This window comes from Rhizobium sp. NPDC092011 (assembly GCF_044756305.1).
Lineage (GTDB): Bacteria > Pseudomonadota > Alphaproteobacteria > Rhizobiales > Rhizobiaceae > Rhizobium.
This window is the reverse complement of sequence record NZ_JBIVSO010000002.1, coordinates 509,402-536,197: the sequence shown is the minus strand read 5'-3', so window position 1 is coordinate 536,197 and position 26,796 is coordinate 509,402. Positions and strand designations below refer to the sequence as shown.

General features: G+C 58.5%; 27 protein-coding genes. 18 read left to right on the top strand and 9 right to left on the bottom strand.

The window, feature by feature from the left end:
* Window positions 1-210: 210 nt before the first annotated feature.
* A complete protein-coding gene (locus ACIQJ2_RS11035) occupies window positions 211-1,266 on the top strand; it encodes a calcium:proton antiporter (protein ID WP_400673776.1) in 1,056 nt (351 codons plus the stop codon).
* Window positions 1,267-1,406: 140 nt separating this feature from the next.
* Here ACIQJ2_RS11035 and ACIQJ2_RS11030 read toward each other — a convergent pair whose 3' ends face one another.
* A complete protein-coding gene (locus ACIQJ2_RS11030) occupies window positions 1,407-2,609 on the bottom strand; it encodes a pyridoxal phosphate-dependent aminotransferase (protein WP_400673685.1) in 1,203 nt (400 codons plus the stop codon).
* 506 nt (window positions 2,610-3,115) lie between these two features.
* Between ACIQJ2_RS11030 and ACIQJ2_RS11025 the strand changes: the two genes are divergently transcribed.
* The 4 genes from ACIQJ2_RS11025 to ACIQJ2_RS11010 all read left to right on the top strand — a co-directional run bounded on the left by ACIQJ2_RS11025 (window position 3,116) and on the right by ACIQJ2_RS11010 (window position 6,528).
* Window positions 3,116-4,261, top strand: coding sequence for a PQQ-dependent sugar dehydrogenase (locus tag ACIQJ2_RS11025; protein WP_400673682.1), 1,146 nt, complete (start codon window positions 3,116-3,118; stop codon window positions 4,259-4,261).
* 89 nt (window positions 4,262-4,350) lie between these two features.
* The gene (locus tag ACIQJ2_RS11020) at window positions 4,351-5,241 is read left to right on the top strand and encodes a DMT family transporter (protein ID WP_400673679.1); all 891 of its coding nucleotides are present in this window, start codon (window positions 4,351-4,353) and stop codon (window positions 5,239-5,241) included.
* 497 nt (window positions 5,242-5,738) lie between these two features.
* Window positions 5,739-5,954 carry a cold-shock protein gene (locus ACIQJ2_RS11015; protein WP_004116423.1) on the top strand — a complete coding sequence of 72 codons (216 nt, stop codon included), beginning with the start codon at window positions 5,739-5,741 and terminating at the stop codon, window positions 5,952-5,954.
* Between the two features lie 145 nt (window positions 5,955-6,099).
* A complete protein-coding gene (locus ACIQJ2_RS11010; protein WP_400673674.1) occupies window positions 6,100-6,528 on the top strand; it encodes a BA14K family protein in 429 nt (142 codons plus the stop codon).
* Between the two features lie 216 nt (window positions 6,529-6,744).
* Here the strand turns inward: ACIQJ2_RS11010 and ACIQJ2_RS11005 are convergent, their stop codons facing one another.
* A complete protein-coding gene (locus ACIQJ2_RS11005) occupies window positions 6,745-7,389 on the bottom strand; it encodes an MBL fold metallo-hydrolase (RefSeq protein WP_400673671.1) in 645 nt (214 codons plus the stop codon).
* 248 nt (window positions 7,390-7,637) lie between these two features.
* Here ACIQJ2_RS11005 and ACIQJ2_RS11000 point away from each other — a divergent pair, with 248 nt between their 5' ends.
* The 6 genes from ACIQJ2_RS11000 to ACIQJ2_RS10975 all read left to right on the top strand — a co-directional run bounded on the left by ACIQJ2_RS11000 (window position 7,638) and on the right by ACIQJ2_RS10975 (window position 12,530).
* Window positions 7,638-8,276, top strand: coding sequence for a DUF1236 domain-containing protein (locus ACIQJ2_RS11000; RefSeq protein ID WP_400673668.1), 639 nt, complete (start codon window positions 7,638-7,640; stop codon window positions 8,274-8,276).
* Window positions 8,277-8,522: 246 nt separating this feature from the next.
* Window positions 8,523-8,786 carry a hypothetical protein gene (locus tag ACIQJ2_RS10995; RefSeq protein WP_199151698.1) on the top strand — a complete coding sequence of 88 codons (264 nt, stop codon included), beginning with the start codon at window positions 8,523-8,525 and terminating at the stop codon, window positions 8,784-8,786.
* Window positions 8,787-9,283: 497 nt separating this feature from the next.
* Entirely contained in the window at window positions 9,284-9,754 is a 471-nt protein-coding gene (locus ACIQJ2_RS10990; protein ID WP_199091575.1) for a MarR family transcriptional regulator, read from the top strand.
* A 75-nt stretch (window positions 9,755-9,829) separates the two neighbouring features.
* Window positions 9,830-10,531: a response regulator gene (locus ACIQJ2_RS10985; RefSeq protein ID WP_199091544.1), complete on the top strand. Its 702-nt coding sequence runs from the start codon at window positions 9,830-9,832 to the stop codon at window positions 10,529-10,531.
* A 24-nt stretch (window positions 10,532-10,555) separates the two neighbouring features.
* Window positions 10,556-11,938: an ATP-binding protein gene (locus ACIQJ2_RS10980; RefSeq protein ID WP_400673664.1), complete on the top strand. Its 1,383-nt coding sequence runs from the start codon at window positions 10,556-10,558 to the stop codon at window positions 11,936-11,938.
* 10 nt (window positions 11,939-11,948) lie between these two features.
* Window positions 11,949-12,530: a DUF1349 domain-containing protein gene (locus ACIQJ2_RS10975; protein WP_400673661.1), complete on the top strand. Its 582-nt coding sequence runs from the start codon at window positions 11,949-11,951 to the stop codon at window positions 12,528-12,530.
* 32 nt (window positions 12,531-12,562) lie between these two features.
* On the opposite strand, the gene ACIQJ2_RS10970 is transcribed toward ACIQJ2_RS10975, so the two are convergent.
* The 4 genes from ACIQJ2_RS10970 to ACIQJ2_RS10955 all read right to left on the bottom strand — a co-directional run bounded on the left by ACIQJ2_RS10970 (window position 12,563) and on the right by ACIQJ2_RS10955 (window position 15,020).
* Window positions 12,563-12,904, bottom strand: a complete 342-nt coding sequence (locus ACIQJ2_RS10970) for a tRNA-binding protein (RefSeq protein WP_199142481.1) — start codon at window positions 12,902-12,904, stop codon at window positions 12,563-12,565.
* Between the two features lie 124 nt (window positions 12,905-13,028).
* Window positions 13,029-13,868, bottom strand: a complete 840-nt coding sequence (gene proC / locus ACIQJ2_RS10965; RefSeq protein ID WP_400673658.1) for a pyrroline-5-carboxylate reductase — start codon at window positions 13,866-13,868, stop codon at window positions 13,029-13,031.
* Window position 13,869: 1 nt separating this feature from the next.
* Window positions 13,870-14,370 (bottom strand): YbjN domain-containing protein, encoded by a 501-nt coding sequence (locus ACIQJ2_RS10960; protein ID WP_184703153.1) that lies wholly within the window; start codon window positions 14,368-14,370, stop codon window positions 13,870-13,872.
* Window positions 14,371-14,759: 389 nt separating this feature from the next.
* Window positions 14,760-15,020, bottom strand: coding sequence for an accessory factor UbiK family protein (locus tag ACIQJ2_RS10955; protein ID WP_199142485.1), 261 nt, complete (start codon window positions 15,018-15,020; stop codon window positions 14,760-14,762).
* A gap of 262 nt (window positions 15,021-15,282) precedes the next feature.
* On the opposite strand from ACIQJ2_RS10955, the gene lgt reads away from it, so the two are divergent.
* The 6 genes from lgt to ACIQJ2_RS10925 all read left to right on the top strand — a co-directional run bounded on the left by lgt (window position 15,283) and on the right by ACIQJ2_RS10925 (window position 21,375).
* On the top strand, window positions 15,283-16,170 hold the full coding sequence (gene lgt, locus ACIQJ2_RS10950; protein ID WP_400673654.1) for a prolipoprotein diacylglyceryl transferase: 888 nt from the start codon (window positions 15,283-15,285) through the stop codon (window positions 16,168-16,170).
* A gap of 78 nt (window positions 16,171-16,248) precedes the next feature.
* Window positions 16,249-17,346, top strand: a complete 1,098-nt coding sequence (locus ACIQJ2_RS10945; RefSeq protein WP_400673651.1) for a class I SAM-dependent methyltransferase — start codon at window positions 16,249-16,251, stop codon at window positions 17,344-17,346.
* Between the two features lie 134 nt (window positions 17,347-17,480).
* Window positions 17,481-18,263: a peptidoglycan editing factor PgeF gene (gene pgeF / locus ACIQJ2_RS10940; RefSeq protein ID WP_199142491.1), complete on the top strand. Its 783-nt coding sequence runs from the start codon at window positions 17,481-17,483 to the stop codon at window positions 18,261-18,263.
* A gap of 1 nt (window position 18,264) precedes the next feature.
* Window positions 18,265-19,416 (top strand): M24 family metallopeptidase, encoded by a 1,152-nt coding sequence (locus ACIQJ2_RS10935; RefSeq protein ID WP_400673647.1) that lies wholly within the window; start codon window positions 18,265-18,267, stop codon window positions 19,414-19,416.
* Between the two features lie 54 nt (window positions 19,417-19,470).
* Window positions 19,471-20,337 carry a hypothetical protein gene (locus ACIQJ2_RS10930; protein ID WP_400673644.1) on the top strand — a complete coding sequence of 289 codons (867 nt, stop codon included), beginning with the start codon at window positions 19,471-19,473 and terminating at the stop codon, window positions 20,335-20,337.
* Between the two features lie 105 nt (window positions 20,338-20,442).
* On the top strand, window positions 20,443-21,375 hold the full coding sequence (locus ACIQJ2_RS10925) for a ribose-phosphate pyrophosphokinase (RefSeq protein WP_199091523.1): 933 nt from the start codon (window positions 20,443-20,445) through the stop codon (window positions 21,373-21,375).
* A gap of 77 nt (window positions 21,376-21,452) precedes the next feature.
* On the opposite strand, the gene ACIQJ2_RS10920 is transcribed toward ACIQJ2_RS10925, so the two are convergent.
* From ACIQJ2_RS10920 to ACIQJ2_RS10910, 3 genes are all read right to left on the bottom strand, one after another.
* On the bottom strand, window positions 21,453-22,688 hold the full coding sequence (locus ACIQJ2_RS10920) for an MFS transporter (RefSeq protein WP_400673641.1): 1,236 nt from the start codon (window positions 22,686-22,688) through the stop codon (window positions 21,453-21,455).
* A gap of 25 nt (window positions 22,689-22,713) precedes the next feature.
* A complete protein-coding gene (locus ACIQJ2_RS10915) occupies window positions 22,714-24,168 on the bottom strand; it encodes a hypothetical protein (RefSeq protein ID WP_400673639.1) in 1,455 nt (484 codons plus the stop codon).
* 112 nt (window positions 24,169-24,280) lie between these two features.
* Complete coding sequence (locus ACIQJ2_RS10910) at window positions 24,281-25,720, bottom strand: hypothetical protein (protein ID WP_400673636.1); 1,440 nt, start codon at window positions 25,718-25,720, stop codon at window positions 24,281-24,283.
* 301 nt (window positions 25,721-26,021) lie between these two features.
* Between ACIQJ2_RS10910 and ACIQJ2_RS10905 the strand changes: the two genes are divergently transcribed.
* On the top strand, window positions 26,022-26,633 hold the full coding sequence (locus ACIQJ2_RS10905; protein ID WP_199091513.1) for a 50S ribosomal protein L25/general stress protein Ctc: 612 nt from the start codon (window positions 26,022-26,024) through the stop codon (window positions 26,631-26,633).
* Window positions 26,634-26,796: the final 163 nt, after the last annotated feature.

Below are 26,796 nucleotides of genomic sequence, written 5' to 3'. Positions count from 1 at the left end.
GCATCTGAGACGGATTCGAGGATGCCGCGACGTTTGGGTTGGGCAGACCGATATGCACAGTATTCCATTAAATGATGCCGACTGCAAATCCCGCCCGCAATGACGCACGCTTGATGTGCGAAATCATTGATTTAGAGTGCAACCGGGAATCGGCGCAAAGGTGGGAACGTGATCTCAGCGAAGTGGTTTAAGCAGGAAAAGGCCCTGTTCGTGGCATTGGCGATCGCCGTCATTGCCTATCTAGGCGAGCATTCGGTGCTGGAAATGGGACAGACCGCGTCAATGATCGCGGCCGTTGCATTGATCGCAACGATTGTGCTGGCATCCATGCGCGTTGCCCATCACGCCGAAAACCTCGCAGCGAAGGTCGGCGACCCCTACGGCACGATGATCCTGACATTGTCCGCCGTTGCCGTGGAAGTCATCATTCTCGCCATCATGATGGGTGGCGAAAGCTCCCCGACATTGGTGCGCGACACGATCTACGCGGCCGTCATGCTCGATATCAACGGCATCCTCGGGCTTGCAGCCCTTCTCGGCGGCCTGAAACACGGCGAGCAACCCTATAATGATGACTCCAGCAGAACCTATGGCGTGATGATCCTGACCGCCATGGGCATCTCGATGATCGTGCCGGAGTTCATTCCCAGCGCGAAATGGCATTATTACTCCGCCTTCACCATCGTCGCGATGATCTCGCTCTACGCATTGTTCCTGCGCATGCAGGTAGGCAGGCACAGCTATTTCTTCAGCTACAGCTATCCGCGTACCGAGAAGAAGCTTGCGATGCCCGAAGAACATCACGAGGATGAATCCACAACGACATCCATCGTCACTATTTTGATCGGTGTCGTCCTGATCGGCGTGCTGGCGGAATTCATGTCGGCATTCATGGATACAGGCCTGAGAGGCACCGGCGCACCACCCGCAATCGCCGCTATCGTCGTCGCCGCAATCTCGGCCGCCCCGGAAATCCTGACGGCCCTGCGCGCAGCACTGCGGAACCGTATGCAGGCGACGGTCAACATCGCCCTGGGCGCGTCGTTATCGACGGTGATCCTGACCGTGCCCGTCATGGAGGCGATCGCACTCTATACGGGCCAGCCGTTCATCATGGCCATGTCGCCGGTGCAGACAGTCATGGTCATGATCACGCTGATCGTCGCAGCCATCAACCTCAACGACGGCGAAACCAACGCCATCGAGGGCATGACCCATTTCATCCTCTTCGCCACCTTCATCATGCTGACGATTCTCGGACTTTGACTCCGAATTCAAGCACTTGCGCCGAATAGCAGATTCAATTTGGGAAGCACTTGAATCAGTTGTTGAATTTGCAACACGCAGCCCAAACGCAAAAAGCCCGCCATCTCTGGCGGGCTTTCGCTTGATCTATTTTCGAGTGCTTACTTGCAAGCGCCGCAGAAGCGCTGGATGCGACGGCAAGCTTCTTCGAGCAGTTCTTCCGAGGTCGCGTAGGAAATGCGGAAGTTCGGACCAAGGCCGAACGCCGAACCGTGCACGACGGCAACGCCTTCCGCTTCCAGCAGCTCGGACACAAAATCCTCGTCCGTCTCGATGACCTTGCCGGTCGGAGCCGTCTTGCCGATCAATCCTGCACAGGACGGATAGACGTAGAAAGCGCCTTCCGGAACCGGGCACGAAAGACCCTTTGCCTGATTCAGCATCGAGACAACGAGATCGCGGCGGCCTTCGAAGATCTTCTTATTGCGCGGAATGAAGTCCTGCGGACCGTTCAGCGCTTCGACGGCGGCCCACTGGGCGATCGAGGTCGCACCCGAGGTCTGCTGACCCTGGATCATGTCCATGGCCTTGATGAGCTGCAGCGGACCGGCAGCGTAACCGATGCGCCAGCCGGTCATCGCGTAGGCTTTCGAGACGCCGTTCATCGTCAGCGTGCGGTCGTAGAGGCTCGGCTCGACTTCGACCGGCGTGGCGAACTTGAACTCGCCATAGGTCAGGTGCTCGTACATGTCGTCGGTCAAGACCCAGACATGCGGATGCTTGACCAGCACGTCCGTCAGCGCCTTCAGCTCGTCATGCGAATAGGCAGCGCCCGACGGGTTGGACGGCGAGTTGAACATGAACCACTTGGTCTTCGGCGTGATCGCCTTTTCGAGGTCGGCCGGCTGAAGCTTGAAATTGTTGGCCTGCGTCGTCGCGACGAAAACCGGGGTACCGCCGCACAGCGACACCATTTCCGGGTAGGACACCCAGTATGGAGTCGGGATGATGACTTCGTCACCCGGGTTCAGCGTCGCCATGAAGGCGTTGAACAGAATCTGCTTGCCGCCCGTGCCGACGATGGTCTGCTCGGGAGTATAGTCGAGATTGTTCTCGCGCTTGAACTTGGCGGCGATCGCCTTGCGCAGTTCCGGAATGCCGGCAACCGGCGTGTACTTCGTCTCGCCGCGATTGATCGCGTCGATGGCGGCCGTCTTGATATTATCTGGCGTATCGAAATCCGGCTCACCGGCGCCGAGGCCGATCACGTCACGTCCTTTTGCTTTCAACTCGCGCGCTTTCTGGGAAACGGCGATGGTGGCAGAAGGCTTTACACGGGAAAGAGCGTCGGCAAGAAAGGCCATGATGATCGGTCCTATTCGGTTGAAGTGGGCAGAAAGCCTGTGGACCAGATTTCTGCGCTAAGCTCTATGTCGAATATGGGCCGACGTTTCAAGCGCAAAGGCGTCACAGTGGCTTTATTTCCTGGCTTTCGGGCCTGACCTCTTCTTCCATTTTCGGGCGAGCACGAGGCACCGCGCCCGACATTTTGGCAGCCCTGTGACGAGCGGGACCGCGCACGTCTCCGCTCAAAGCTTGAATCAGTTTGCGAAGTTCCTGATTCAATTTCTCAAGACAGACAGGATTTCCGATGTAAAACAATAGCCTCCTGGAGTCGCCGTCCTTCCTGAAGCAGCGGCCCGGATTTTTGTGTCGAGAGATCGGCGCCTTCGGCGACCCGCCAGTCCGAAGGCTCGTAGATCGCAACGCCGAACTCGTGAACACAAAGACGTTATCTACACCATGCACGGACTTGAACGACGGATACTTCGACCCACCTTGCGAAAACAGTATAACGGGGGATGGAAACATGCGCGTTGGAGCAACACGACTTTCAATTGCCTTGGCAGCTTCCGTCTTGTTGCCCGCAAGTCTCGCGATCGCGGATACCGCGCAGCCCTTCAAGACGCAAAAGGTAGCGCTCAAGGTCGAAACGATAGCCTCCGGGCTCGAACACCCCTGGGCCGTCGCCGTTCTGCCCGACGGCGCCTACCTGGTTACCGAACGAACCGGCCGCATGCGCTTGATCCGCGATGGTAAAGTATCGCCGGCGATTGCCGGGGTGCCCCCGGTTCACGCTCGCGGACAGGGCGGCTTGCTGGATGTTGAGCTCGATCCGAAATTCAGCAGCAATCGAACGCTCTATTTCACCGCTTCCGTGTCGGGAGCCGGTGGTAGCGGTACCGCCGTCCTGCGCGCAAAATTGTCGGCAGACGAAACACAGCTCACCCATGTGAAGCGCATCTTTGTGATGAACAAGCTGTCGCACGGCAATATCCAGTACGGCTCGCGCATTGCCATCGCCAAGGACGGCAGTCTCTTCGTCAGCCTTGGCGATCGTGGCCAACAGGACCGCGCCCAGGATTTCCACGACGATGCCGGCTCGATCATCCATATCGGCTCCGACGGCAGCATTCCGGCCGACAATCCCTTCAAAAGCGGTGAGCGTGCCCGGCCGGAAATCTGGTCGAAAGGCCATCGCAATCCGCAGGGCATCACCTTCGACAGCGAGACGAACAGGCTATATACGGCCGAACACGGCGCGAAAGGCGGCGATGAGATCAACGCGCCCGAAGCCGGCAAGAACTATGGCTGGCCGGTCATCTCCTATGGCGTCAATTACAACGGCACGAAGATCGGCATCGGCACCGCGAAGAAAGGCATGGAGCAGCCGCTTTTCTATTGGGATCCGTCGATCGCCCCCGGCGCGATTGCCGTCTATCGCGGCAAGATGTTTCCCGAATGGAACGGCGATCTGCTGGTTACCGCGTTGAAATTCCAGTTGCTGTCACGCCTCGATCGTGACGCAAGCGGTAAGATTACCGAACGCGAGCGCATGTTCGAGGGCAAATTTGGCCGCATGCGCGACATCATCGTCGCCCCCGACGGCGCGCTTTTGATCACCACGGACGAAGACAATGGCGCCCTGCTGCGGGTTTCAAGAGCAACGAACTAGCGGTGTAGCTGCGACGCCTTTCACCCTTGCCGCGCGCAAAAGCAACTGCTAACGGTCGGCTATTCGTTCCCCCCTTCGGCAGGATGCAGATGTCTCGCATACAGGCGAATTTGTTGTTGTTGCTTGCTGCCGCGATCTGGGGCGGCGGCTTCGTCGCGCAGTCGACGGCAATGAAGTCGATCGGACCATTCTGGTTCATCGGCCTGCGGTTCGCTGTCGCCACGGTGGTCGTGCTTCCCTTCGTCTGGATGGAAAGCCGAAAGGCCAAGCAGCCATTGCAGACCCGTAACTGGCTGTCCTTTGCGATAATCGGCGTCGCGCTATTCGGTGGCGCCGCGACACAGCAACTCGGACTTTTGACGACAACCGTCACCAATTCCAGCTTCATTACCGGCCTCTACGTCGTTTTCGTCCCCTTGATCGCCGTTATCTTCATGCGGCGTTCACCGCATTGGATCATCTGGCCCGCGGCGCTCATGGCGCTCTGTGGCATCTATCTCCTCTCTGGCGGATCACTCTCCCGCCTGACGACGGGGGATTTCCTGACAGTCGTCTGTGCGCTCTTCTGGGCAGCGCAAATCACCCTCGCCGGATCTGCTGTCATCGAGACCGGCCGGCCACTTAGCATTTCCGCCACGCAATTCGCGGTCACAGCCTTGCTCGCCCTTGCCGTTGCAGCCGTGGTCGAGCCGATCAGCCTTGCGAGCATCCAGGCAGCGCTCGGCGAAATCCTTTATGTCGGCATATTCTCGTCCGGGCTGGCATTCGCATTGCAGGTCATCGGCCAGCGCTACACGACCGCGCCGCAGGCCGCGATCTTTCTCGCTTCGGAAGCCTTGTTCGGGGCCTCCCTGGGAGCGTTGATCCTCGGCGAAACCATGGGCCCGCTCGGCTATGCCGGCTGCGCCTTGATGTTTGTCGCCATGCTCGCCGTAGAACTGGTGCCCGAATTGGTGCGCCGGCGGAACGCAGCAGCGTGAAAACGGCCTGAAATGGCGGCCACATCCGTTGGATTGCAACAGTTTTTGAAATTTTTTTGAACAATCGAAAATCAGCGTTCATCCCCGCCGATTTGGGAAAATTTCGCCAAAGCTATATCGCGAGCGATGCGAAAACCTTAGAAACTTGTTCCAAAGTGAGAAAATTTGCGAATCGCATTAGCACAGTCGGGTTACCGAACTGTGTTCACGGCGATACGTTAGAAAACTTTTGCTTGCCAATTCCCAATAAACACAGCAATCTCAGCGATGTTCGGGCATTTTTAGAGCATGGGAAGTCCTAATAGAATTGCGCGCCGGAGACGCTAATATTCCGGTCAGCTGGTTAAAATGCGGGGTGGCAAACATCGCATCGAGACCATGCCGAGGTATAGGGGACCTTTTCCTTAAAATTTCGAGAACTGCCTGCAAGCGCCCGCAGGGGCAACACAGTAATGCTGCCCGTGTGGATGGTGGGCAGAGAGAAAAGGACCTGAGGCATGGCCGAGACTGGCACTGTAAAGTTTTTCAATACCGATAAGGGCTTCGGTTTTATTAAACCGGACAAGGGTGGCGCAGACATCTTTGTACACATTTCTGCGGTTCAGGCTTCCGGCCTGGCAGGACTGTCGGAAAACCAGAAGGTAAGCTTCGACACGGAACCGGATCGCCGCGGCAAGGGACCGAAGGCCGTCAATCTCCAGATTGCTGGCTAAGACCCTTACGGTTATCATTCGAGTTGAGGCCCGGCAGAAATGCCGGGTTTTGTCATTCAGTCTGTATTCAGTTTGCCGCGCATAATTTACTGCTCATGAAAGAGCGGGAACGACAGTTATCCCGTTTTCCTGAGAGGACAAACCAATGACCATACTCGGCAAATCGCTCGTCATGTCCGCCATGGCTGCAGCATTGACGCTGACGTCTATGAGTGCCGCTTCGGCGGGTGATTATTGGCGTCATCGCGATGGCTGGGCGCTCGGTGCCGCGGGTCTCGCCACCGGCCTGATCGTCGGCTCGGCCATAGCCAGCCAACCGCGCTATGTGGAGCCTGGACCGGTCTACGCCGAACCGGATTACGACGCGCCTCCCCCGCCCTACTACTATCGCCCGGCACCGCGCCGCGTCTATGTCGAGCGCGATGTGAGCTATTACGCGCCGCCGGTCTCGGGCCTACGTCCCTGGTCGTCAGCCTGGATGCGCTACTGCTACGATCGCTACAGAAGCTTCGACGGCCGCAGCGGCACCTATGTCGGCTATGACGGCATGCGCCACTTCTGCACGGCCGACTGATTAAGGGCCGCAGCGGGTTGATAAATCCGAGAGCAGAAGCAGCGACTTTGCTTGTCGATGACATCAGATGCTGTGGGGGCGGCTAGAGCATGTCGCGCAAAAGTGTGTAGCGGTTTTGCGGCTACGACATGCGTGAAATCAAAGAGCTAAAGCGCATGAAGCGAATCTGAAAGATCGCGACGCGCTTTAGATCGCCCGCAAGCAAGCAACCTCTTCCTACAGCCCGCGCAGGAAGGGATTGGTGCGGCGTTCATCGCCGATCCGGCTGCCCGGACCGTGACCGCAGATGAATCCAACCTCGTCACCGAGCGGGAAAACCTTGTCGCGGATTGAATCAAGCAGCTGCTCATGATTGCCGCCCGGCAGGTCCGTCCGGCCGATCGAGCCATTGAAAAGCACGTCGCCAAGATGCGCAAAGCCCTGCTTGCGGTTGAAGAAGATGACGTGGCCGGGCGCATGACCGGGGCAATGGAAAACCTCGAACTCATGCTCGCCGAAGGAAAGCTTGTCCCCTTCCTTCAGGAAACGATCCGGCACGACATTACGCACGCCGTCGATGTTGAACATCTTGGCCTTGCCCTCGATATCCTCGAGCAGGAAGCGATCGCCCTCATGCGGGCCGATCACCTCGATACCCAGCTTTTCCCTGACCTCGTCAGCACCGCCGGCATGATCGATGTGACCATGGGTCAGCCATATGGCCTTCAGGGCGATGCCATTCTCGCGCACCGTCTGCAGGATAATGTCGACATCGCCGCCTGGATCGACCACGACGCCCTCTTTCGTCTCCGGATCGAACAGGATAGTGCAGTTCTGTTCGAAAGGGGTCACCGGAATGATGCCGGCCTGGAGCATGCCCATGAATGCCTCGTCTGTTTGAATGCCTTATTGTCGATATAGCCGCAAACTCCGCGCAAAACAGCCCCCAGCCATCCGGAACAAACCGCCAGTCAATGCGCCCAACACCGATACAGTCAAAATTATGAAGATGATTCCGGTAGTTACCCGATCACTCTGCCAACGGATCACAGAAGTAAGCCGTCTCGATCGGAACACTGAAGCGCACCAAGCGTTGAGGAAGGGTCTTTAAAGGCAGAAGGAGAAAACCAATGTCCTTGAAGAGAAATCTGTTGCTGGCAGGCCTTGTCCTTGTCAGCACCGCCGGCTTGGCGCGGGCCGAAATGGCCGCGACCACCGCTAGCGACATTGAAGTCCGTTCCGGCCCCGGCGCCGAGTTTCCAAAGATTGGCGTCGCGACACGTGGCTCCGAGGCAACGCTTGACGGCTGCGTCGAAGGCAGCCGCTGGTGTCGCGTCGACGTCAACGGAATGCGTGGTTGGGTCTATGCGCAATATCTCAGCGTCGAACAGAACGGCGCGCCGGTCATGGTTCAGGAGCATCGTGACGACCTCGGCATTCCGACCATCACCTACGAACAGACGGACCCGGTCAAAACCGGTAGCGTTCAAGTCGCCCAACCCGGCCCGGACGACCAGTTGTTAGGCCCGGTCGATCAAAGCGGCGGTGAAGTGGTCGCGGTGACGCCTCCTGAAGAAATCCGAAGCTATATCGATGAGAACCCGGTCGATACGGTTCAGCTGAGCGGTGATCTGGCCGTCGGCGCAACGGTTCCCCACAGCGTCGAAGTGCATCGCATTCCGGACTATCAATACAGCTATGTCGAGGTGAACCACCAGCCGGTGCTGGTCGATCCGGGCACACGCCGTATTGTCTACGTCTACCGATGATTCGCAGCCAGGCATGAGAAAGTTGGCGAAATTGGCATGTGGCCGGAAGGCCGCGTGCCAAGAACCTGGATTTCCCCTGAAATTATTCAGGTTTTCTCTCGTTTGGGTTGCCCTTCTATTTCCACCGGCCGGTGCATGATGTAGTCCTAATACCAGTGAGGATTACCGCCGCTCCCAGGCATCGATCCCGGGCGCGACGAGAGGCATCCGGAAGCGTCTCCGGAACACTGGGAGAAGGGCAATCACATGGAAAGTCTAGGGCCTATCATCACACAACTGATAGCCGGCGCCATTGGCGGCAACGCAGCGAGCGGCGTCCTGAAGCAGGATGGTATCAATCTCGTTGCCAGAACGATCGCGGGTGCCATTGGCGGGCTCGGCGGCGGCGTCATTCTCAAGCTTATCGGCAGCGACGCCCTCACCGGCCTTGTAGCTCAAGGCATATCTGCGCTGATCGCCGGCGGCGTGCTTTCGGCGATCGTCGGCGCAGTTCTCGGCCGTAAGTCGTAAGGATCACACCCGTAAGGGTCGGAGAAAACATCCGACCCTTACGGGTCAGAACATTCGGCTTTCCCGCGGCCGCACCGTGCGTGGCCGGCGCTGCGTTGCGGACAGCGCACAAAGAGGGCTGAGTGTGCAACGCGATTGACTGGAACTTGAGCCGTTCCATTTGCAATCACTCGACGGTGTTTGCTTTGTCGAAGGAAGCTCCCCTTCGGGATGCTTCGCCGGAAGCACTGATGCGATCACGGCGACCTCTTGCTTGCCGCAGGGAGACACAGCCCTTTTTAACAGCCTCTCGCTTTGGCGGCAGAGAAAAGTCGAAATAGGTTGGAGTTTTACGGATCCACACTTAGATTTCCCGAAATGGCGCAGTCTTTCAAACCGCACGGCATTGTGCAGCAGCGAACGATGGCGTAAAAATACGTCAATAAAGCTGACATATTTTTGCGTAAATTTCGCAAACGCGCAAAAAATAAAAAGGAAATGCTATAGTGCCACGACAGATGAGCCAGAACGCGGCAAGGGCTGAGCTGCTGGCAACGCCGATGCAGAATGCGGGGAGCATCGACTTCGAGATCATCGAGCTGCTTTTCTTCGCCTATCGCGATTTCGTGTCGGACCCGGATCAGATCCTGATCAAGAGCGGTTTCGGACGAGCTCATCACCGCGTCGTTCATTTCGTTAACCGCGAACCCGGCATGACCGTTGCAGACCTCTTGGAAACATTGCAGATCACCAAGCAGAGTTTGGCACGGGTTCTCAAACAATTGATCGATTCGGGTTATATTCATCAGGTTGCGGGTCCGGAGGACCGGCGGCAGCGCAAGCTTTATCCGACACAGGCCGGCCGCGATCTGGCGCTGGCACTGGCGGAGCCGCAATCGCGCCGTATTGAAAGGGCATTCGAGGGCGCATCGGACGCGACACGCGAAAGCGTGAAACGCTTCCTGAGGGGAATGCAAACAGGCAAGTGACGGCAATACCAGCCGCGAATCCGGTACGGAATGCCTCATATCAATCGTGGGTAGGACAGGATCGAGACGGATCGAATGACGACGAAAACAGTTATTTCGGACGATGCGGCACATCTTCTGGTGGTGGATGACGATACGCGTATCCGCGCCCTTCTCAATCGCTACCTTATGGAAAAGGGCTTCCGCGTGACGGCAGCGGCCGATGGCGCCGAAGCGCGACGCAAGCTCGAGGGACTGGATTTCGATCTCATCATCATGGACGTGATGATGCCGGGAGAGTCCGGTATCTCGCTGACATCGAGCTTGCGGGCCATCAAGAACATTCCCGTCATTATGCTGACCGCGCTTGCCGAGGCCGATTCCCGCATTGCGGGCCTTGAAGCCGGCGCGGACGACTATCTGCCAAAGCCCTTCGATCCTCGCGAGCTGGTGCTGCGCGTCAACAATATCCTGCGGCGGAACACCCCTGCCGACTCCCCCAAGATCGAGCTTGTGATGTTTGGGCCCTATACGTTTTCCCTGACCCGCAAGGAGCTGAAGAAATCAGCCGAACTCATCCGGCTCACGGACAGAGAACAGGAAATCATGCTGCTTTTCGCCAAGCGCGCCGGCGAGACCATCCCGCGCCATGAGCTTATCGGCAATGAAGCCGAAGTCGGCGAGCGAACCATCGACGTCCAAATCAACCGGCTGCGCCGCAAGATTGAAGACGACCCCGCCAACCCTATCTGGCTGCAGACGGTGCGCGGCATCGGCTACCGCCTGAGCATAGACTGAGCTCGGCTTCCAGGATCAACGGCGATGGTGACATTCGATTCGATCAGACGCGAGCAGGATCACACGCCGACCAACGGGCTTCGGTGGCTGTCGCGCTGGATGCGCCGATATGTGCTGCCGACCGGCCTTTATGCGCGCTCCCTGCTCATATTCATTCTGCCGATGATCATTCTGCAGGCGGTCGTCACGATCGTCTTCATGGAACGTCACTGGCAGATGGTGACGCAGCGGCTGTCCATGGCGACGACGCGCGACATCGCCGCGATCATCACCATTATCCAGACTTACCCGCAGGACGCCGACTATTCCGCCGTAACCCAGATGGCACGGCAGAAGCTGGACCTCGTCATATCGATCGAACCGGGCGGCGAGCTGCCGCAACCGCGCGACAAGCCCTTTTTCTCGATCCTCGACGGCATCCTGAGCGACGAGATAAAGGATCAGATCAACCTGCCCTTCTGGATCGATACGGTCGGCAACTCCAGCCTCGTCGAAATCCGCGTCAAGCTGCCAGACAAGGTGCTGCGCGTCTTCGCCAAGCGTAGCCAGACCTATGCCTCCAACACCCATATCTTCATCCTCTGGATGGTCGGCACCTCGCTGGTGCTGATCGGCATCGCCGTACTGTTCCTGCGCGGTCAGATCCGGCCGATCCTGGCATTGGCCCAGGTCGCCGAGAGTTTCGGCAAGGGACAGAGGCTCGAAAACTACTCCCCCAGAGGCGCCGATGAAATTCGCCGTGCCGGCCTCGCCTTCATCCTCATGCGGGAGCGCATCGAGCGCCAGTTGGAACAACGTACGGCCATGCTGTCTGGCGTCAGCCACGATCTGCGCACAGTGCTCACGCGTTTCAAGCTTCAGCTCGCCCTCGTCGGCGACAACCCCGATCTTATTGGCCTCAATGAAGACGTTGAGGACATGCAGAGCATGCTAGAGGGTTATATGGCCTTTGCGCGCGGTGAAGCGGAGGAGGATGTCGGCCAGTTCAAACTCAGCGATATTCTCGAAAAGATCCGGCAGGACTTTACCTTGCATGGCAAGTCCATGGACTTTTCCATCGAGGGTGACGACGAAATTTCCGTTCGCCCGAATGCCTTTACCCGCCTGGTCACCAATCTCGCCACCAATAGCCGCCGCTACGCGACGAACCTGCGCATAGAAGCCAAGCATAGTGCCAAATGGCTGACCATCGTCTTCGACGACGACGGCCCGGGCATTCCTGTCGAAGCGCGCGAGGATGTCTTCAAGCCATTCTTCCGGCTGGACTCCGCTCGCAATCTCGACAAATCCGGCACCGGGCTTGGCCTTGCCATCGCGCGTGACATTGCGCGCAGCCACGGCGGCAATGTCACCCTCGGCGACAGCCCGCTAGGCGGCCTGCGCGCCACGATCCGAATCCCCGCCTGAGGAGGCAATTATGCCGATCGACATCGATGGCATGCACTGGCTGAATGCGCCGCAGGCGTGGGAAATGAACCAGGGACGGCTATTCGTACGCTCGGATAACAAGACCGACTTCTGGCAGGAAACCTACTATCGTTTCCATCGCGACGACGGCCATTTCCTCGGCAAGTCTCATCGCGGCGATTTTACCGCGGAAGTAAGCTTCATCGGGCATTATCAGCAACTCTACGATCAGGCCGGCCTGATGATCCGGCATGACGCCAGGCACTGGATGAAGTGCGGGATCGAATACACCGACAACGCCAAACATTTCAGCGTCGTCGTCACCAACGGCAATTCCGATTGGTCCGCATTCCGGCTTGATCACGAGTTCGACGCCATATCAGCGCGTGTGACCCGCAATGGCGACGCTCTTTTCATCCAGTATCGCACCGACCGCATGAACGAATGGCGGATGGCAAGACTTGCCTGGTTCGATCCGACATTGGAGGAACTAGCGGTCGGCCCGGCCTTCTGCTCTCCCCAACGCGAAGGCTTCGAAGCGGAGTTTCTTCACTTCAGCCTGACCGATCCTGTGTCGCGCGATATTCATTGAGCTCGGCCCTTTCCTTTAGGAAAGGGCACCGATCACATCAACTTCTTGCCGTTCGGCACCGGCTGCGTCACTGCAGCGAGGACGATCGCCCCCGTCTCATCTTCGAAACCCAAGGTGAGAACCTCGGAACGCACCGGCCCGATCTGGCGCGGCGGGAAATTGACGACGGCAAGCACCTGGCGACCGACAAGAGTCTCCGGCGTGTAATGGACCGTAATCTGCGCTGACGAGCGCTTGACGCCGATTTCCGGTCCGAAATCGATCCGCAGCTTGTATGCCGGCTTGCGCGCTTCCGGGAAATTCTCGGCCTCGATGATCGTCCCGACGCGAATATCCACCCGCTCGAAATCGCCAAAGGTGATTTCTTCCGCCATAGCACTGCCTTTCCTATCCAAAGCGGAAATGGTTCAGCGCTCCTTGGAAGCACTGAACCATTTCCGCTTGTTGTTTCCACGCGCTTCCGGACAAAGGCCGCCGCGCACTTTTCCTGTTGTCGCTCTAGCCGGCCAACTCCTGTGCCCGCTTGCGCGCCGCTTCCAGCGCGGCATCGAACAAGGGCTGCATACCGTCTTCCGCCATCAAAACCCCCAAAGCCGCAGCTGTCGTGCCACCAGGCGATGTTACGTTCTGACGCAGACGCGATGCGTCGTCGGGGGACTGATGGAGCAACTCACCAGCCCCCGCGACAGTCTCCCGTGCAAGCCGCATAGCGAGGTCCGCCTGCAGGCCCAGCTTCCGGCCCGCCTCCGCCATGCATTCGACGAGATAGAAAACATAGGCCGGCCCGCTGCCTGAAACCGCCGTCACAGAATCGATATCGGCCTCCTCCGGCACCCATTCGACCGGCCCGGAAACTTTCAGCAGGTTCTGAACGAGCTGCCGCTGCCGCTCGCTGACCCTGGCATTCGCAAAGGCGCCGGTGACGCCGCGACCGACCATGGCAGGCGTGTTGGGCATAGCGCGCACTGTCGCGGCTTCTCCCAGGTGGTTTTCAAGCGACGCGATCGTCTTGCCGGCGGCGATGGATACGACAACCGTCTCGGCATCCAAGATCGCTTTGAACGGCGGCAAAACCGAATCCATGACCTGCGGCTTGACGGCAACGAATAGGACACCAGCCTTGATACCGACGGGAACGCCGGTCAGATGACTGGCACCAGCATCCGCAATCGTCTGGCGCATCGCCTCGGATGGATTGGGATCGACGACAACAACCGAAGATCCGGACACGCCGTTCTTCAGCCATCCCGTCAGCAAAGCGCCTCCCATGTTGCCCGCGCCGATCAGGATGATCGGCCCGGAGGATGCCAGGGTGCTGGCGGAATGTTCGCTCGTCATATCACGCTTCGCCTACGGTTTCGAAAAGCACGGCTTCCATCGCGCGGTTGGCATCGAGGCCTGACCACACAACGAATTGGAAAGCCTGATAATACGCCTCGCAGGTGTCAAGCGCGTTGGAAAGCAACACTTCCACCTGTCGGTTGGTTGGCTCCGCGCCGCCCGAGAGCAGCAGCGATTGGCGGAAAATCACGATATCTTCCTGCCGCCACAGATCGAAATGGCCCATAAGCACCTGCCCGTTGATGCAGGACAGCAGCTTGATCACCTCGTTGACGCGCGGCTCGGGCACCTTCACGTCGAAGGCGCAGGCGATATGCAGCGCCTCGAATTCCTCCATCCACGAGAAAGAGACATGATAATCGGTCCATTTCCCTTCGACGGTCATGGCGATTTCGTCTTCGCCGGACCGCTCGAACGACCAGTCGTTGTTCGCGGCCACGAACTCGATCATGTCAACCGGATTCGATTGTCGTTCGACTTCCACTTCCATCAGGCTCATGCAGCACCTTCTTGACCGGAACGAATGCAGTTTTCACGTGGTTCAACACTGAGAGAACGCAAACAGTTTTACTCCGGAAACATCCTCGGGATGATGTTGAACGGCTGCCAGACTAACGCGTCCACCCTGCCCGGAGCTTACCAAGTCCGTTTCGAATCATCATTTAAAATCAGTGTATAGCGGCATGCCCGGCCTGCCAGCCCCTGAGCTTCGTTTTTGGAAACGGCGCTGTGGAAAGCTCTTCCGACACCTATTCAGAAGGGAGTCATAACCGACTCTGGCGATTGGCTTTTTTGATGATGTCCACAGGTGGAAAAGCAGATAAAAATTTCATATAAAAATGCGCGGCAAACGTGTGCCGCGCCGATCTCAACTAACGCAATGCGTGTTTACTTGCCCTTGGATGCAAGCTTTGCTTCCAGCGCTTCGATTCTCGCGAGCAGTGCGTCGTTTTCGTCGCGCGCCTTGATCGCCATTTCACGAACGACCTCGAACTCCTCGCGCTTGACGATGTCCATGCTGTTCAGCCAACGCTCGGCATGCGCATTGAAAGCCGTCTCGATTTCGCGGCGCACGCCCTGGGCAGCACCGGCGGCATCGGTCATCAGCTTGGCGAATTCATCCATGATACGGTTCGGTCCAGTGCTCATAGCAATCTCCTTGCGCCCGTCGGCCCTAAACGGTCAGGCATCAATATGGGCCAGATAGAGTGGAGGTAGGATTTCCAAGAGGCCGATGCAAGCAATTTGAGATAGGACGGGACAACCGGGCCGGCACAGACGGGCATAACAACAATCGACTTGACCGTTTCGATAGCGAACGCCATGTTCCGCGCACATTTGGATATAGCATGGTCTCACACCGAAAAGGCAGGGTGCCTTCGGGAAACATGCGACAACGGGCCTGACGATCTTGCTGACATCCGCCAATCTCGCCGCCATTCTCCCATTTCCGGATCTCGATCCGGTTGCCATTTGGCTCGGGCCTGTTCCGGTTCATTGGTATGGGCTTGCCTATGTGGCGGGCATTCTGCTCGGCTGGCTCTATGCAAGGCAGCTGATCGACAACGGCAAGCTGTGGCTGAACGATACTGCGCCGATGACGCGCCAGCATCTGGATGACTTCATCCTTTGGGCCGCGGTCGGCATCGTTCTGGGCGGTCGTATCGGCTACATCCTGTTCTACGATCTGGGTCCGGTCTTGAACGATCCGATACGGGCTATACAGATCAACAAGGGCGGCATGTCCTTCCATGGTGGATTAACCGGCACCACCATCGCCATGTTTTTGTTTGCCAGACGCAATAAGATTCCGGTCTGGAGCATGTTCGACATCGTCGCCGCCGTTGCGCCGATCGGGCTTTTCTTTGGCCGCATCGCCAATTTCGTCAATGGCGAGCTTTGGGGCCGGGTCACCGATGTTCCTTGGGCGATGGTGTTCTGCAGTCAGCATCTGATCGATGCCAACAACGGAATCTGCGCTGCAGGTCCCGACCCGCGCCACCCAAGCCAGCTTTACGAAGCCGGTGTCGAAGGCATTGTGCTCTTCTTCGTCCTGTTCGCGCTCACCCGTTGGACACTTGCACTGAAGAAGCCGGGGACAGTGAGCGGTATTTTCATTATCGGCTACGCACTCTCGCGTATTTTTGTCGAATTCTTCCGTCAACCTGACAGGCAACTCGGCTATCTGCTCGGGACGAACTGGCTGACGATGGGCATGGTGTTGTCGCTTCCGATGATTGCCATCGGCCTGTGGGCAGTTGTTCGTGCCGGCCGGGCAGCGGCCAGGCAGCCGGCTTGAGTTGAGGTTTAATATCGCGTGGTCTCTGTCGGAAGGCACTCCCAGCTTGTCAGGGCCCCGCATTAGCGAAAGCAACGAATGACGACGGCGCTCGGGGAAAAGATAAAAGCCATCATCCGCACCAATGGGCCATTGAGCATCACCGATTATTTTTCGCTGTGTCTCGCCGATCCGGTGCATGGCTATTACAAGACGCGTGAACCCTTCGGCCAATCCGGTGATTTCGTCACCGCACCTGAAGTCAGCCAGCTCTTCGGCGAGATGATCGGTGTCTTCATGGTGCATGCGTGGCAACGCCACGGGACGCCGGTCGACGTGCGGCTCGTCGAGATCGGCCCCGGCCGCGGCACCATGATGGCCGACATGCTGCGCGTCATCGGCAAGCTGGCGCCTCCACTTTATGACACGATGACGGTACATCTGGTCGAGACCAGCGAACGGTTGCAAGGTTTTCAGAAGCAGACGCTGGAGGCGCACGGTGCCAAGGTCACGTGGCATACGGACTTCGGCGAAGTCCCTGCCGGCTTTACCCTGCTTGCCGCCAACGAGCTCTTCGATGCCATCCCTATCCGCCAATTCGTACGAACGCAGAGCGGCTTTCGCGAGCGCGCGGTTGGGCTCGATATCAATGACGAGCTGACCTTCACAACCGGTGTCGCAACGCTCGATCCCGCCCTTCTCCCGGATGGGGGGCCGCCGCCGATCGGCGCCATCTTTGAAATAGCACCCGCCCGCCAGGCCGTGATGACCACCATCTGCGACAGGCTCGCGGCTCATGGCGGCACGGCGCTCGCCATCGATTACGGGCATATGGCCACCGGTTTTGGCGACACGCTGCAGGCCGTACGGATGCACGAATACGACCCGCCGCTGGAGCATCCCGGCGAAGCGGACCTGACCAGCCACGTCGACTTTCAAGATCTGGCTCAAACCGCACTCGCCTCCGGCATGCACATCAACGGATGCTGCCATCAGGGCGATTTTCTTGTCGGGCTCGGCCTGCTGGAACGGGCGGCAGCGCTCGGCCGCGACCAGGATGCGACAACGCAGGAGAACATCCAGATCGCCGTGGAAAGGCTGGCCGCAGCCGGCGAAGGCAAGATGGGGGAGCTCTTCAAGGCTCTCGCGGTTTCAAGCCCGGCGATCGACCTCCTGCCCTTTCGTCCCGTCAGCTGAACCGTGACTGTCGATCCTGCGGATTGACAGTCAACGCCGCGCTGGGTCAACATCCCGGTTAAATCGAACTGCTTCGCCGCAGCTGCGTTATTCATCGCACGACAGGCAAAACCACAACTCAAGGAACGCTCCAGTTGCCGACACCAATTGCAAGCACGCTGCTGAGCGCCGCCGAGGCTGCCGGCATTCGTCATGGCTATTTCACCCGTGCCGGCGGCGTTTCCGAGGGTATCTATCGCGGCTTGAACGTCGGGCTCGGCTCGAAGGACGAGCGCGAGCACGTGCAGGAGAACCGCCGCCGTGTCGCTGATTGGTTCGGCTTGCCCGCAGCAAGGCTCGCGACGGTGCATCAGGTTCATTCGCCTGACGTCGTTACCGTCGACGCCCACTATGACGGCAACCGCCCGGAAGCCGACGCGATGGTCACCGCCACGCCGGGCATCGCGCTCGGCGTGTTGGCCGCCGATTGTGGTCCCATCCTTTTCGCCGATCCGGAAAATCGCATCATCGGCGCTGCCCACGCGGGCTGGAAGGGGGCGCTGACCGGCGTACTCGAAAACACCATCGACGCTATGGTCGCACTCGGCGCCCGCCGCGAGGCGATCATCGCCTGTCTCGGCCCCTCCATCAGCCAGGCAAGCTACGAGGTAGGCCCGGAATTCGTGGATCGCTTCCTGGCGCACGATGCCGGCTATAGCAAATATTTCGCACCCTCCGAACGCAGCGGTCATGCAATGTTCAATCTGCCGGCACTGACGGTCGATCGCTTGCGCAAAGCAGGCGTGACAGCGGAAAGCCTTGATCTCTGCACCTATCCCGACTCCGACCGCTTCTTCTCCTATCGCCGCACGACGCATGCGAAGGAGCCGGATTACGGTCGGCAGATCTCAGCAATCGCCATCGCGGAGACGAGTTGACATGGCCCTGCAGTTCGAACGCAGCGAATTCGATGCCCGCCTCGCCCGGCTGCTTGCCAGAATGCAGGAAGAAAAGCTCGACGCCATGCTGCTGTTTGCGCAGGAGAGCATGTATTGGCTGACGGGCTACGACACCTTCGGCTATTGCTTCTTTCAGTCGCTTGTCGTCAAGGCAGACGGATCGATGACGCTTCTGACGCGCTCTGCCGATCTTCGCCAGGCGCAACTGACATCAATCATCACCGATATCCGCATCTGGGTCGATCGCCCCAATGCCGATCCGGCGGCGGATCTCAAGGAACTGCTCGTCGAGCTTGATCTTCTCGGTGCGCGCATCGGCGTCGAATATGACACGCATGGCATGACGGGCCGCATTGCCCACCTGCTTGACCATCAGCTTTCCAGCTTCGGCCAGATTGTCGACGCCTCCTATATTATCAGCCGCCTGCGTCTGACGAAGAGCCCTGCGGAGGTCGCGCGCATCGAACGCGCCGCGGCGCTCGCCGACGATGCGCTCGATGCCGCCTTGTCCTTGATCAAGCCGGGTGCTGACGAAGCCGATATCCTGGCCGCCATGCAAGGTGCGGTCTTCGTGGGAGGCGGCGACTATCCCGCCAATGAGTTCATCATCGGCTCTGGCCCGGAAGCTCTGCTCTGCCGCTATAAGGCAGGCCGCCGCAAGCTCGATGCCGAGGACCAGCTCACGCTCGAATGGGCCGGCGTCGATGCCCATTATCACGCGGCGATGATGCGCACTGTCGTCATCGGCAGCCCCAGCCATCGCCATCGCGAACTCTACAGCGCCTGCCTGGAAACCCTGCAGGCGATCGAGACGGTCCTGAAACCCGGCCACACATTCGGCGACGTTTTCGATATGCATGCCAGGATCATGGATGAGCGCGGCCTTTCCCGTCACCGATTGAACGCCTGCGGCTATTCTCTTGGCGCCCGTTTTTCGCCTTCATGGATGGAGCACGAGATGTTCCACATAGGCAATCCGCAGGAAATCGCGGAGAATATGTCTCTTTTCGTCCACATGATCATCATGGACTCCGACAGCGGCACCGCCATGACGCTTGGGCAGACCTATCTGACCACGTCCCAGAGCCCGAAAGCCCTCTCCCGACACCCGCTCGAATTTCTTAACCGTTAGCGGCGTAAAGTAGCGATCCTGAACGGGAGGACCGGAAAGAGGAAGGATCGCGCAATGGGACTGGTCAGGATAACATTGACTGTCGCCGGCTTTTGCCTCGCGCTCTCTGCCTGCAACACCACGGACGCGTTGACGCCGCCCGAGGCGATCGGCGATGCCGGCTCCAGCCCGGTTACGCAGCGCGAGGTCGAGCGCATGGCCGCCGCCCCGCAGCCCCGCCGCAGCTATCAGGCTTCGCAGGATAGTTACGGCTATCAGCAGCAAACCTCGCAGCAAGCCTATCAGCCGCAAAACTACGGCGGCAGCGGCTCGCTCGACGAACAGGCGTCGGCGCTGCGGTCGAGCGGGACCAATCCCTACGCCTCGCGTCCTCTTGATGGCGCCCGCACCGCATCGATTCCCCCGGCCAGCGGCAATCAATTTTCCGAGAGCGACGAACAGCGCGAGGCGGACCGCCGTCTTTCGGAAGACCCGCAGCCACAACAGCAGCAAGCCGCCGACGATCAGCAACCAGACCAGCAACAGGCGTCGTTGCCGCCAGCCGCCGCTTCCGGCGGCAACAGCATTCGCTTTTTGCCGATCATTGGCGCGCCCGTTCAAGCCGTCACGCCCCTATCACGCCAACTCGGCGCCGATGCCCGCTCGCTTGGCTTGACGATCAAGAGCTCCAGCGACGCAAGTGCAAGCTATATCCTGAAGGGCTACCTCTCCGCTTTCGAGGACGGCCCGCAAATCTCCGTGACCTATGTCTGGGATGTCCTGGACGGCGCCGGCAACCGCGTCCACCGAATCCAGGGAGCCGAAAGCGCTCCATTGAGGCGCGGCGATCCATGGACGGCCGTTCCGCCCGCTGTCATGCAGAAAATTGCCACCAAAACCATGTCGGACTTCAACTCCTGGCGCAATTCCAACGGTGGATAGTCACAAGCTTTTCAGAAATATGAAAGCTAACGCGCCTCTACCCCTTGCATTCGAGAGCGAGGTGATTAAAAGCGCGGCTATCAGGTTGGTAACAGGCGGACCACAATGAAGGTTTTCGCAGGCAATTCGAACCGGCATCTTGCCGAAGCGATCTGCAATTATCTCAACGTTCCCTTAGGCAAGGCTAGTGTCAGACGTTTTGCTGACCAGGAGATTTTCGTAGAGATTCAGGAAAACGTGCGCGGCGAGGATGTCTTCCTCGTACAGTCGACATCGTTTCCGACCAACGATCATCTGATGGAATTGCTTATCATGATCGATGCGATGCGCCGTTCGTCGGCGCGACGCATAACTGCGGTTATCCCGTATTTCGGCTATGCCCGCCAAGATCGCCGCGCCTCGGGGCGCACACCGATCTCGGCCAAGCTGGTCGCCAATCTGATTACGGAGGCTGGCGCAGACCGCGTCCTGACGCTTGATCTGCATGCTGGTCAGATCCAGGGCTTCTTCGATATCCCCACAGACAATCTCTATGCTGTTCCGGTCCTAACCCGTGACATCAAGGCCAATTACGACATCAGCAATGTGATGGTAGTGTCGCCGGACGTGGGTGGCGTGGTGCGCGCTCGCGCCCTTGCCAAGCGTCTCGACTGTCTGCTGGCGATCGTGGACAAGCGCCGTGATCGCCCGGGCGAGTCCGAAGTGATGAACATCATCGGCGACGTGGAAGGCAAAGACTGCCTTCTGATCGACGACATTGTCGATTCCGGCGGCACGCTCTGCAACGCGGCCGATGCCCTGCTCGCACAAGGCGCAGCAAGCGTCACCGCCTATATCACCCACGGCGTTCTTTCCGGCGGCGCCGTCACCCGCGTGACGAATTCGAAGCTGAAGGAACTGGTGATCACCGATTCCATCCAGCCGACGACTGCGGTTCAGTCGGCGCCGAATATCCGCGTCATCACGACGGCAACCCTTATCGGCGAAGCCATCAATCGTACCAGCCAGGAAGAATCCGTCTCCAGCCTGTTCGACTAAATCATGTCGCGCAAGATTGCTGAAGCGCCAGAAGCTAATCTGGAAGATCGCAGCGCACCTTAAGGCAGGCTGGCGTTTCAGGACGTCCTGGCCAGGATGGGATGCGTCTGTCTCCATGCCAGCAGACCGACCCCGATCAGGCCCGAAACGAAGACGGCTACCCCCGCGCCCATGATCGACGGCCCGATGCCGAACCATGCAAACAAGCTCGGCGACATGAGATAGGCCAGAAACAGGCCGGAGAAAATCGCGCACATCATCAAACGATAGACCTGTCCGAGACGATGCGGCTCACTGCGCGTCTGCATCAGATGAAGCATGGCGAGATTTTCGAAGGGTCCGTTGATGGCCGCGAAACAAGCGACGATCATTAGCCACATCCGGTCATGCATCAGCGGCAACAGGAAGACACCCGTCCCGAAGATCAGCTTTGCCGCGATGATCCAGACGACCGGCCGACGCGGCTTGAAGCTGCTGAGAATGAGATTGGTCGTCAGATTGCCGACGCCGTAGGCGGTCATCATCAAGCTATAGTCGGTCAAGGGATTGGCGCTGGTCTCGCGCAGATGCAGGATCATGCCGAGCAGGATACCCATCGCCCAGGCAACATTTCCCATCAGATTGGTGAACAGACCATAGAGAATGGCCGCATGGCCACGAGCCATGCGCCAGCCGCCGAGAACACCGTCGACAACGGCAGCCATTCCGGAAAATTCGCGCCTTCGCGGCGCGGCCGGCAGCTTTGCTACCGCCAACCAGACGGCAAGCGCCGAGAGCAGAAAGGTCGTGGCCGTGACCAGGAAGAACTGTGATTTCGGCAGGAAACCGTTGACGAGCGCAATCAGGCTCGGCCCGAGAATACGCGCCATGCGCCGCGTCGCGTCGAACAGGCCGTTGGTTGCGTGCCGGACATCGGGATCGACGGCAATAGTCGGCAAGGTAGCCTGTAACGATGGGTCGAATGTGGAGGTGAGCAAGGCAATGCACCCGGCAAGCACGACCAGCAAGGGGAGGCTCATCAGATGCAGCAGACCGGCGACCGACAGCACCAGCAGCAGCGCAGCACGGACCAGATCCGCCGCGATCATCGTCGTGCTATGGCGCCAACTGTCGGTGACGATGCCTCCAAAGAGGCTGCCGAACAACAGCGCTCCAGACTGCAGCGCGGAGACATATCCCGCGTCGCTGCCGATGAAATCGGCAGCGATCCAGACGACTGCGACCATATAAAATTCCGAGCCGGTAGCCGCCAGCACTTGACCGGCCCATAGAAGAGAGATCGAGCGCTGGCTCAGCGGCTTGAGGACAAACATGGTCGCAGTCAGATCCCGGATTGGTTTACTTCATGACCTGGCCGTTGACCGTTACGCTGCCGGAATCGGAAAGATCGATATCCCAGCGCGCGCGTCCGTCGGTATCCGTCTTGGCAAAACCCTTGGCCATCATCAGTCCAAAAGAAAGCTGGGAAAGATCGGGCTTCGTCTTGGCGGCTTCCTGAACGGCAGCAATCGTCTTGTCGAGATCGCGGGCGAACACGGTCATCTTCATCGACACGCGATCCTTCTCGTCCAACCAGCCTTTCATGCTGCCGCTCGCCTCGACATCATAGAGGCTCGAGACGGCGCTGATCTTCGGATAGTTGATCGTTACGGTTCCATCCGGGAACATCGCCTTCTGCAACTTGGCGTCGACGGCTTCCGCACCATCGTGCTTGCTGAAGTCCGTCTCCTGGAAGACCTCCGTCAACGCGGAGAAATTCAGGTCCGGCACCTGTATCTGGAAATCGACTGAATCGGGAATGAAGGCAATATAGTCTTCCGGCACCAGACCTGTGGCCAGGGTGAGCTTCGCCGCGTTCAGACCGACGTCAAAATTCATCGCTTTGGCGGGTCCGGCCAGCTTGACGAAGTAGCCGAGCTTCTGCAGGCCGCCTTCGCCGAAAGGCGTCGTGACGGATATATCCTTGGCGGAAATGGCCTCGTCAAAGGAACCGACAACCGGCAAAGCATCCATCAGCAGCGCCTTCAGCGCCTTACCGTCCGCATCCGAAAGGGTCTTCTGGTCTTTATGCTCGGAAACGAAGTGCAGAATGGAATTCACAGCCTTCAACGGCAGCTTGGTCACGCCGGCATCGAAATCGATCGCCGCCACCTTGATCTCGGCAAGCGTCGCATCCCCCGACGAAATCTTGTCGTAGAACGATTGCAGGCCGCCGTTCATCTTGACGTCGAGCCTGCCTGCCTCACCGCTATCAGCGGAAGAAAGCGTGTAGCCTATGCTGTCGATCGTGCCGTCATTCTTCTGGACGCCGGCATCGCTGGTCGTCGTGGAGAAAGTGATGCCCTTGCCCTGCAGATCTGCGGATTGCAGATAGTGAAGTGCCGGGTCGAAAACACCTTTGAAAACCGACGAGGCCAAAGCATAGCGGAACTCCGTGTCGGGGCCGCTGCCAGGCTTGGACTTTGCCGTAATATCGAGGGCATTGTTGGCCTCGACGTTCCAGAGACCGCTATCCAGCGGTGCCGCGAGCATGGTCAACGGCTTCAAGCCGCTGATTTCGAAACCCGTGATGTCAAGCTTGTCGAACAGCGCCTTCAGGTCGTAAGTGACCTCGTATTGAGAACCGGCCGGCTTGACCGAAATGCTGCCGCTCTTGGCAATATCGTCGGGCAGGAAATAGGTCAGGTTGTTGAAAAGATCCTTCGCACCCTGTTCGCTGACATCCGCAGCCTGCGTGGCACCGGCCACACCTGCCGCAAGAACAGCTGCCGCGGCAACCGCTTTGAAACGCATAATTCACCCCCAAATATGATGGAAAAAGATTGTGAAAGCTCGAAATTGGCCGATTGGCCCTTCGAGCGGAGTTTTGTGTTTGCCCTGTGGCATGGCGCGCATCAGCGCCGCTTCAGGGCTTCTTCATCACCTGTCCGTTGACCGTTACCGTTCGATCTTCGTCCATCGTGACATCCCAGCGCAGCCGGCCATCGGGGTCGGTCTTTGCAAAACCCTTGGCAGCCAGCAGACCGAAAGAGACCTTGTTCAGACGACTATCCGCTTTCGCAGCCTCCTGAATGGCGGCGACGGTCTTGTCAAAATCGCGCGCCAGGATCGTCGCCTGCAGCGAATAATCGGAATGAGCCTTGGTCGAACCCTTCAATGCGCCGGAAACCTCTACGTCGTAGACGCCCGAACTAGCGCTGATCTTTGGAAATTCAAGCGTGCCATATCCATTCGGGAACATAGTGCGCTTGACGACTTCGGCCGACATCGGCGTCGCCCGCGTGGTGATCGCATCGAGGGCCGTATCTATGAGGCCGGAAAAATTGATGTTGGGCACGCCAAGCTGCACATCCAGCGTCTCGGGCAGGAAAGAAACATAGGCGGCAGGAACAAGGTCCGCATCCGGCGTCAAATGCTCGGCCCGAAGCTCCAGATTGACATTGGAGGCCTTGGTCAGGCCGTCCATCTTGAAGCTGTAGTCGATCCGCTTGATGCCAACCTTGCCTTTTTGCGTCGCGATCACCGCGCTGCTCAGCGTCACCGTCTTGCCGAGCGAGCCGAACATGGGCAGGGCTTTGTGGACCAGCTGCTCGAATTTCTCGCCGCCGCTTTCCGAAAGCTGCTTTGTCTTGACGTGCTGCACGAAGAAACGAATGAGTGCGCGCAACTCCTGAACGGGCAGGCTTGTCGCGGTGAGATTGGTGTTGACGCTATCGGCGCTGAGGCTGAGAGCCCTGCCCTGCGGCAAGATGAGCTGCTCATTCAGGCGCTGCAGCGAACCCTGCATTTGCAGGTCGACCTTGCCCGCCTCGCTGCTGTCGGTCACCGTATGGGCAAACGACACGCTGTCGATGGTCGCATCGACCTTGCGGTCGCTTTTGGCTCCGCTGCCGACGCTCGAAAATTTCACGCCGCTGCTCTTGATGCCCATGGAGCGCATCATCTCGATCGAAGGATCGAATATGCCGTCGAAGGAGCTTGATGCAATCGAATAAGCAATATCCGAGGTCGGCGAATGCACAGCGACATCAAGGCTGTTATCGCCGTTCAGATGCCACCGGCCTTGTTCGACGGGCTTTGCAAATAGAGAGAGCGGTTTGAAACCGGTGACGGAAAGCACGCTGGAGTTGATCTTGTCGAAGAATTTCGCAAGATCGTAAGTAATCTCATACTGGTCGCCTGCGGGCTTCACGGTCACGAAATCACTTTTGGCGAGATCGCGCGAAAGCGGAGAGATCAGGATGTCACGCAGATTGTCTGCACCCTGCTGATTGATGTCGGCAGCGTTCGATATGCCAGCAAAGCCCATAGAGAAAATCGCAGCGACGATAACCTTGGAGCGCATGCTCGACCTCACCTTCTGACCTTGATCGATTGAATTCGACTGTTGAAGAGGCCGAGGGTATATGTCAAGTCGTTGATAGAAATGACACCTGCGGCTCCTTCGCCTCAGTTGCAATGTCGTCACAGGCCCTCGCATTCCAGGGGTGCTTGCACCTTCGGCCACTTTGTATTATACGCCACGCGTCCGCGTAGACACCCTTGGAGGCAACGCGGATGAGGCAGGGCACGCCCTCCTCCAGTTCAATCGGTACGGCGTATGACCGACCGGATGAACTCTCCAAATAACCTCGAAAGGAATAGCTATGAGCCACGAAAGCTACGAGCTCAAGGCCGAGGCGCGCGAACGGGTTGGTAAGGGGTCCGCCCGTGAACTTCGCCGCAATGGTCTGATCCCCGCTGTCATCTATGGTGACAAGCAGGCCCCCATTTCTATCGCTCTCAACACCAATGAGGTGACGAAGCGCATCCACGCCGGCGGCTTCCTGACGACGATCGCAACGATCGACGTCGACGGCAAGAAGATCAAGGTTCTGCCGAAGGACTACCAGCTCGATCCGGTCCGTGACTTCACGGTTCACGTCGACTTCCTGCGCGTTTCCGGCAACACCGCGGTTACCGTGGAAATCCCGGTTCACTTCGAAAACCACGAGAAGTCCCCGGGCCTCAAGGCTGGCGGCGTGCTGAACATCGTTCGTCACGAAGTCGAAGTCCATTGCCCGGCCGATGCCATCCCGGAATTCTTCACCGTTGACCTCAGCGGCCTGAAGAGCGGCGACAGCATCCACATCTCCGCCATCAAGCTGCCGAAGAACGTCACGCCGGTTATCGCCGACCGCGACTTCACGATCGCAACGATCGTTGCTCCGGCTGCCGGCCTTGCTGAAGAAGAAGGCAGCGAAGAAGCCAGCGCCTAATCGGCCTCTTCATCGCAGGCATTCGAACCCGCCTCCCCCTGGGGATGGCGGGTTTTTCGCGTTTTGCGAGAATATTAGAGAAAGTAAAAATAAGGATTTCTTGAATCTATACTTTAATTGAATTCCATTAACCCCAGAGTTTCAGCAACATTTAACAGATTCA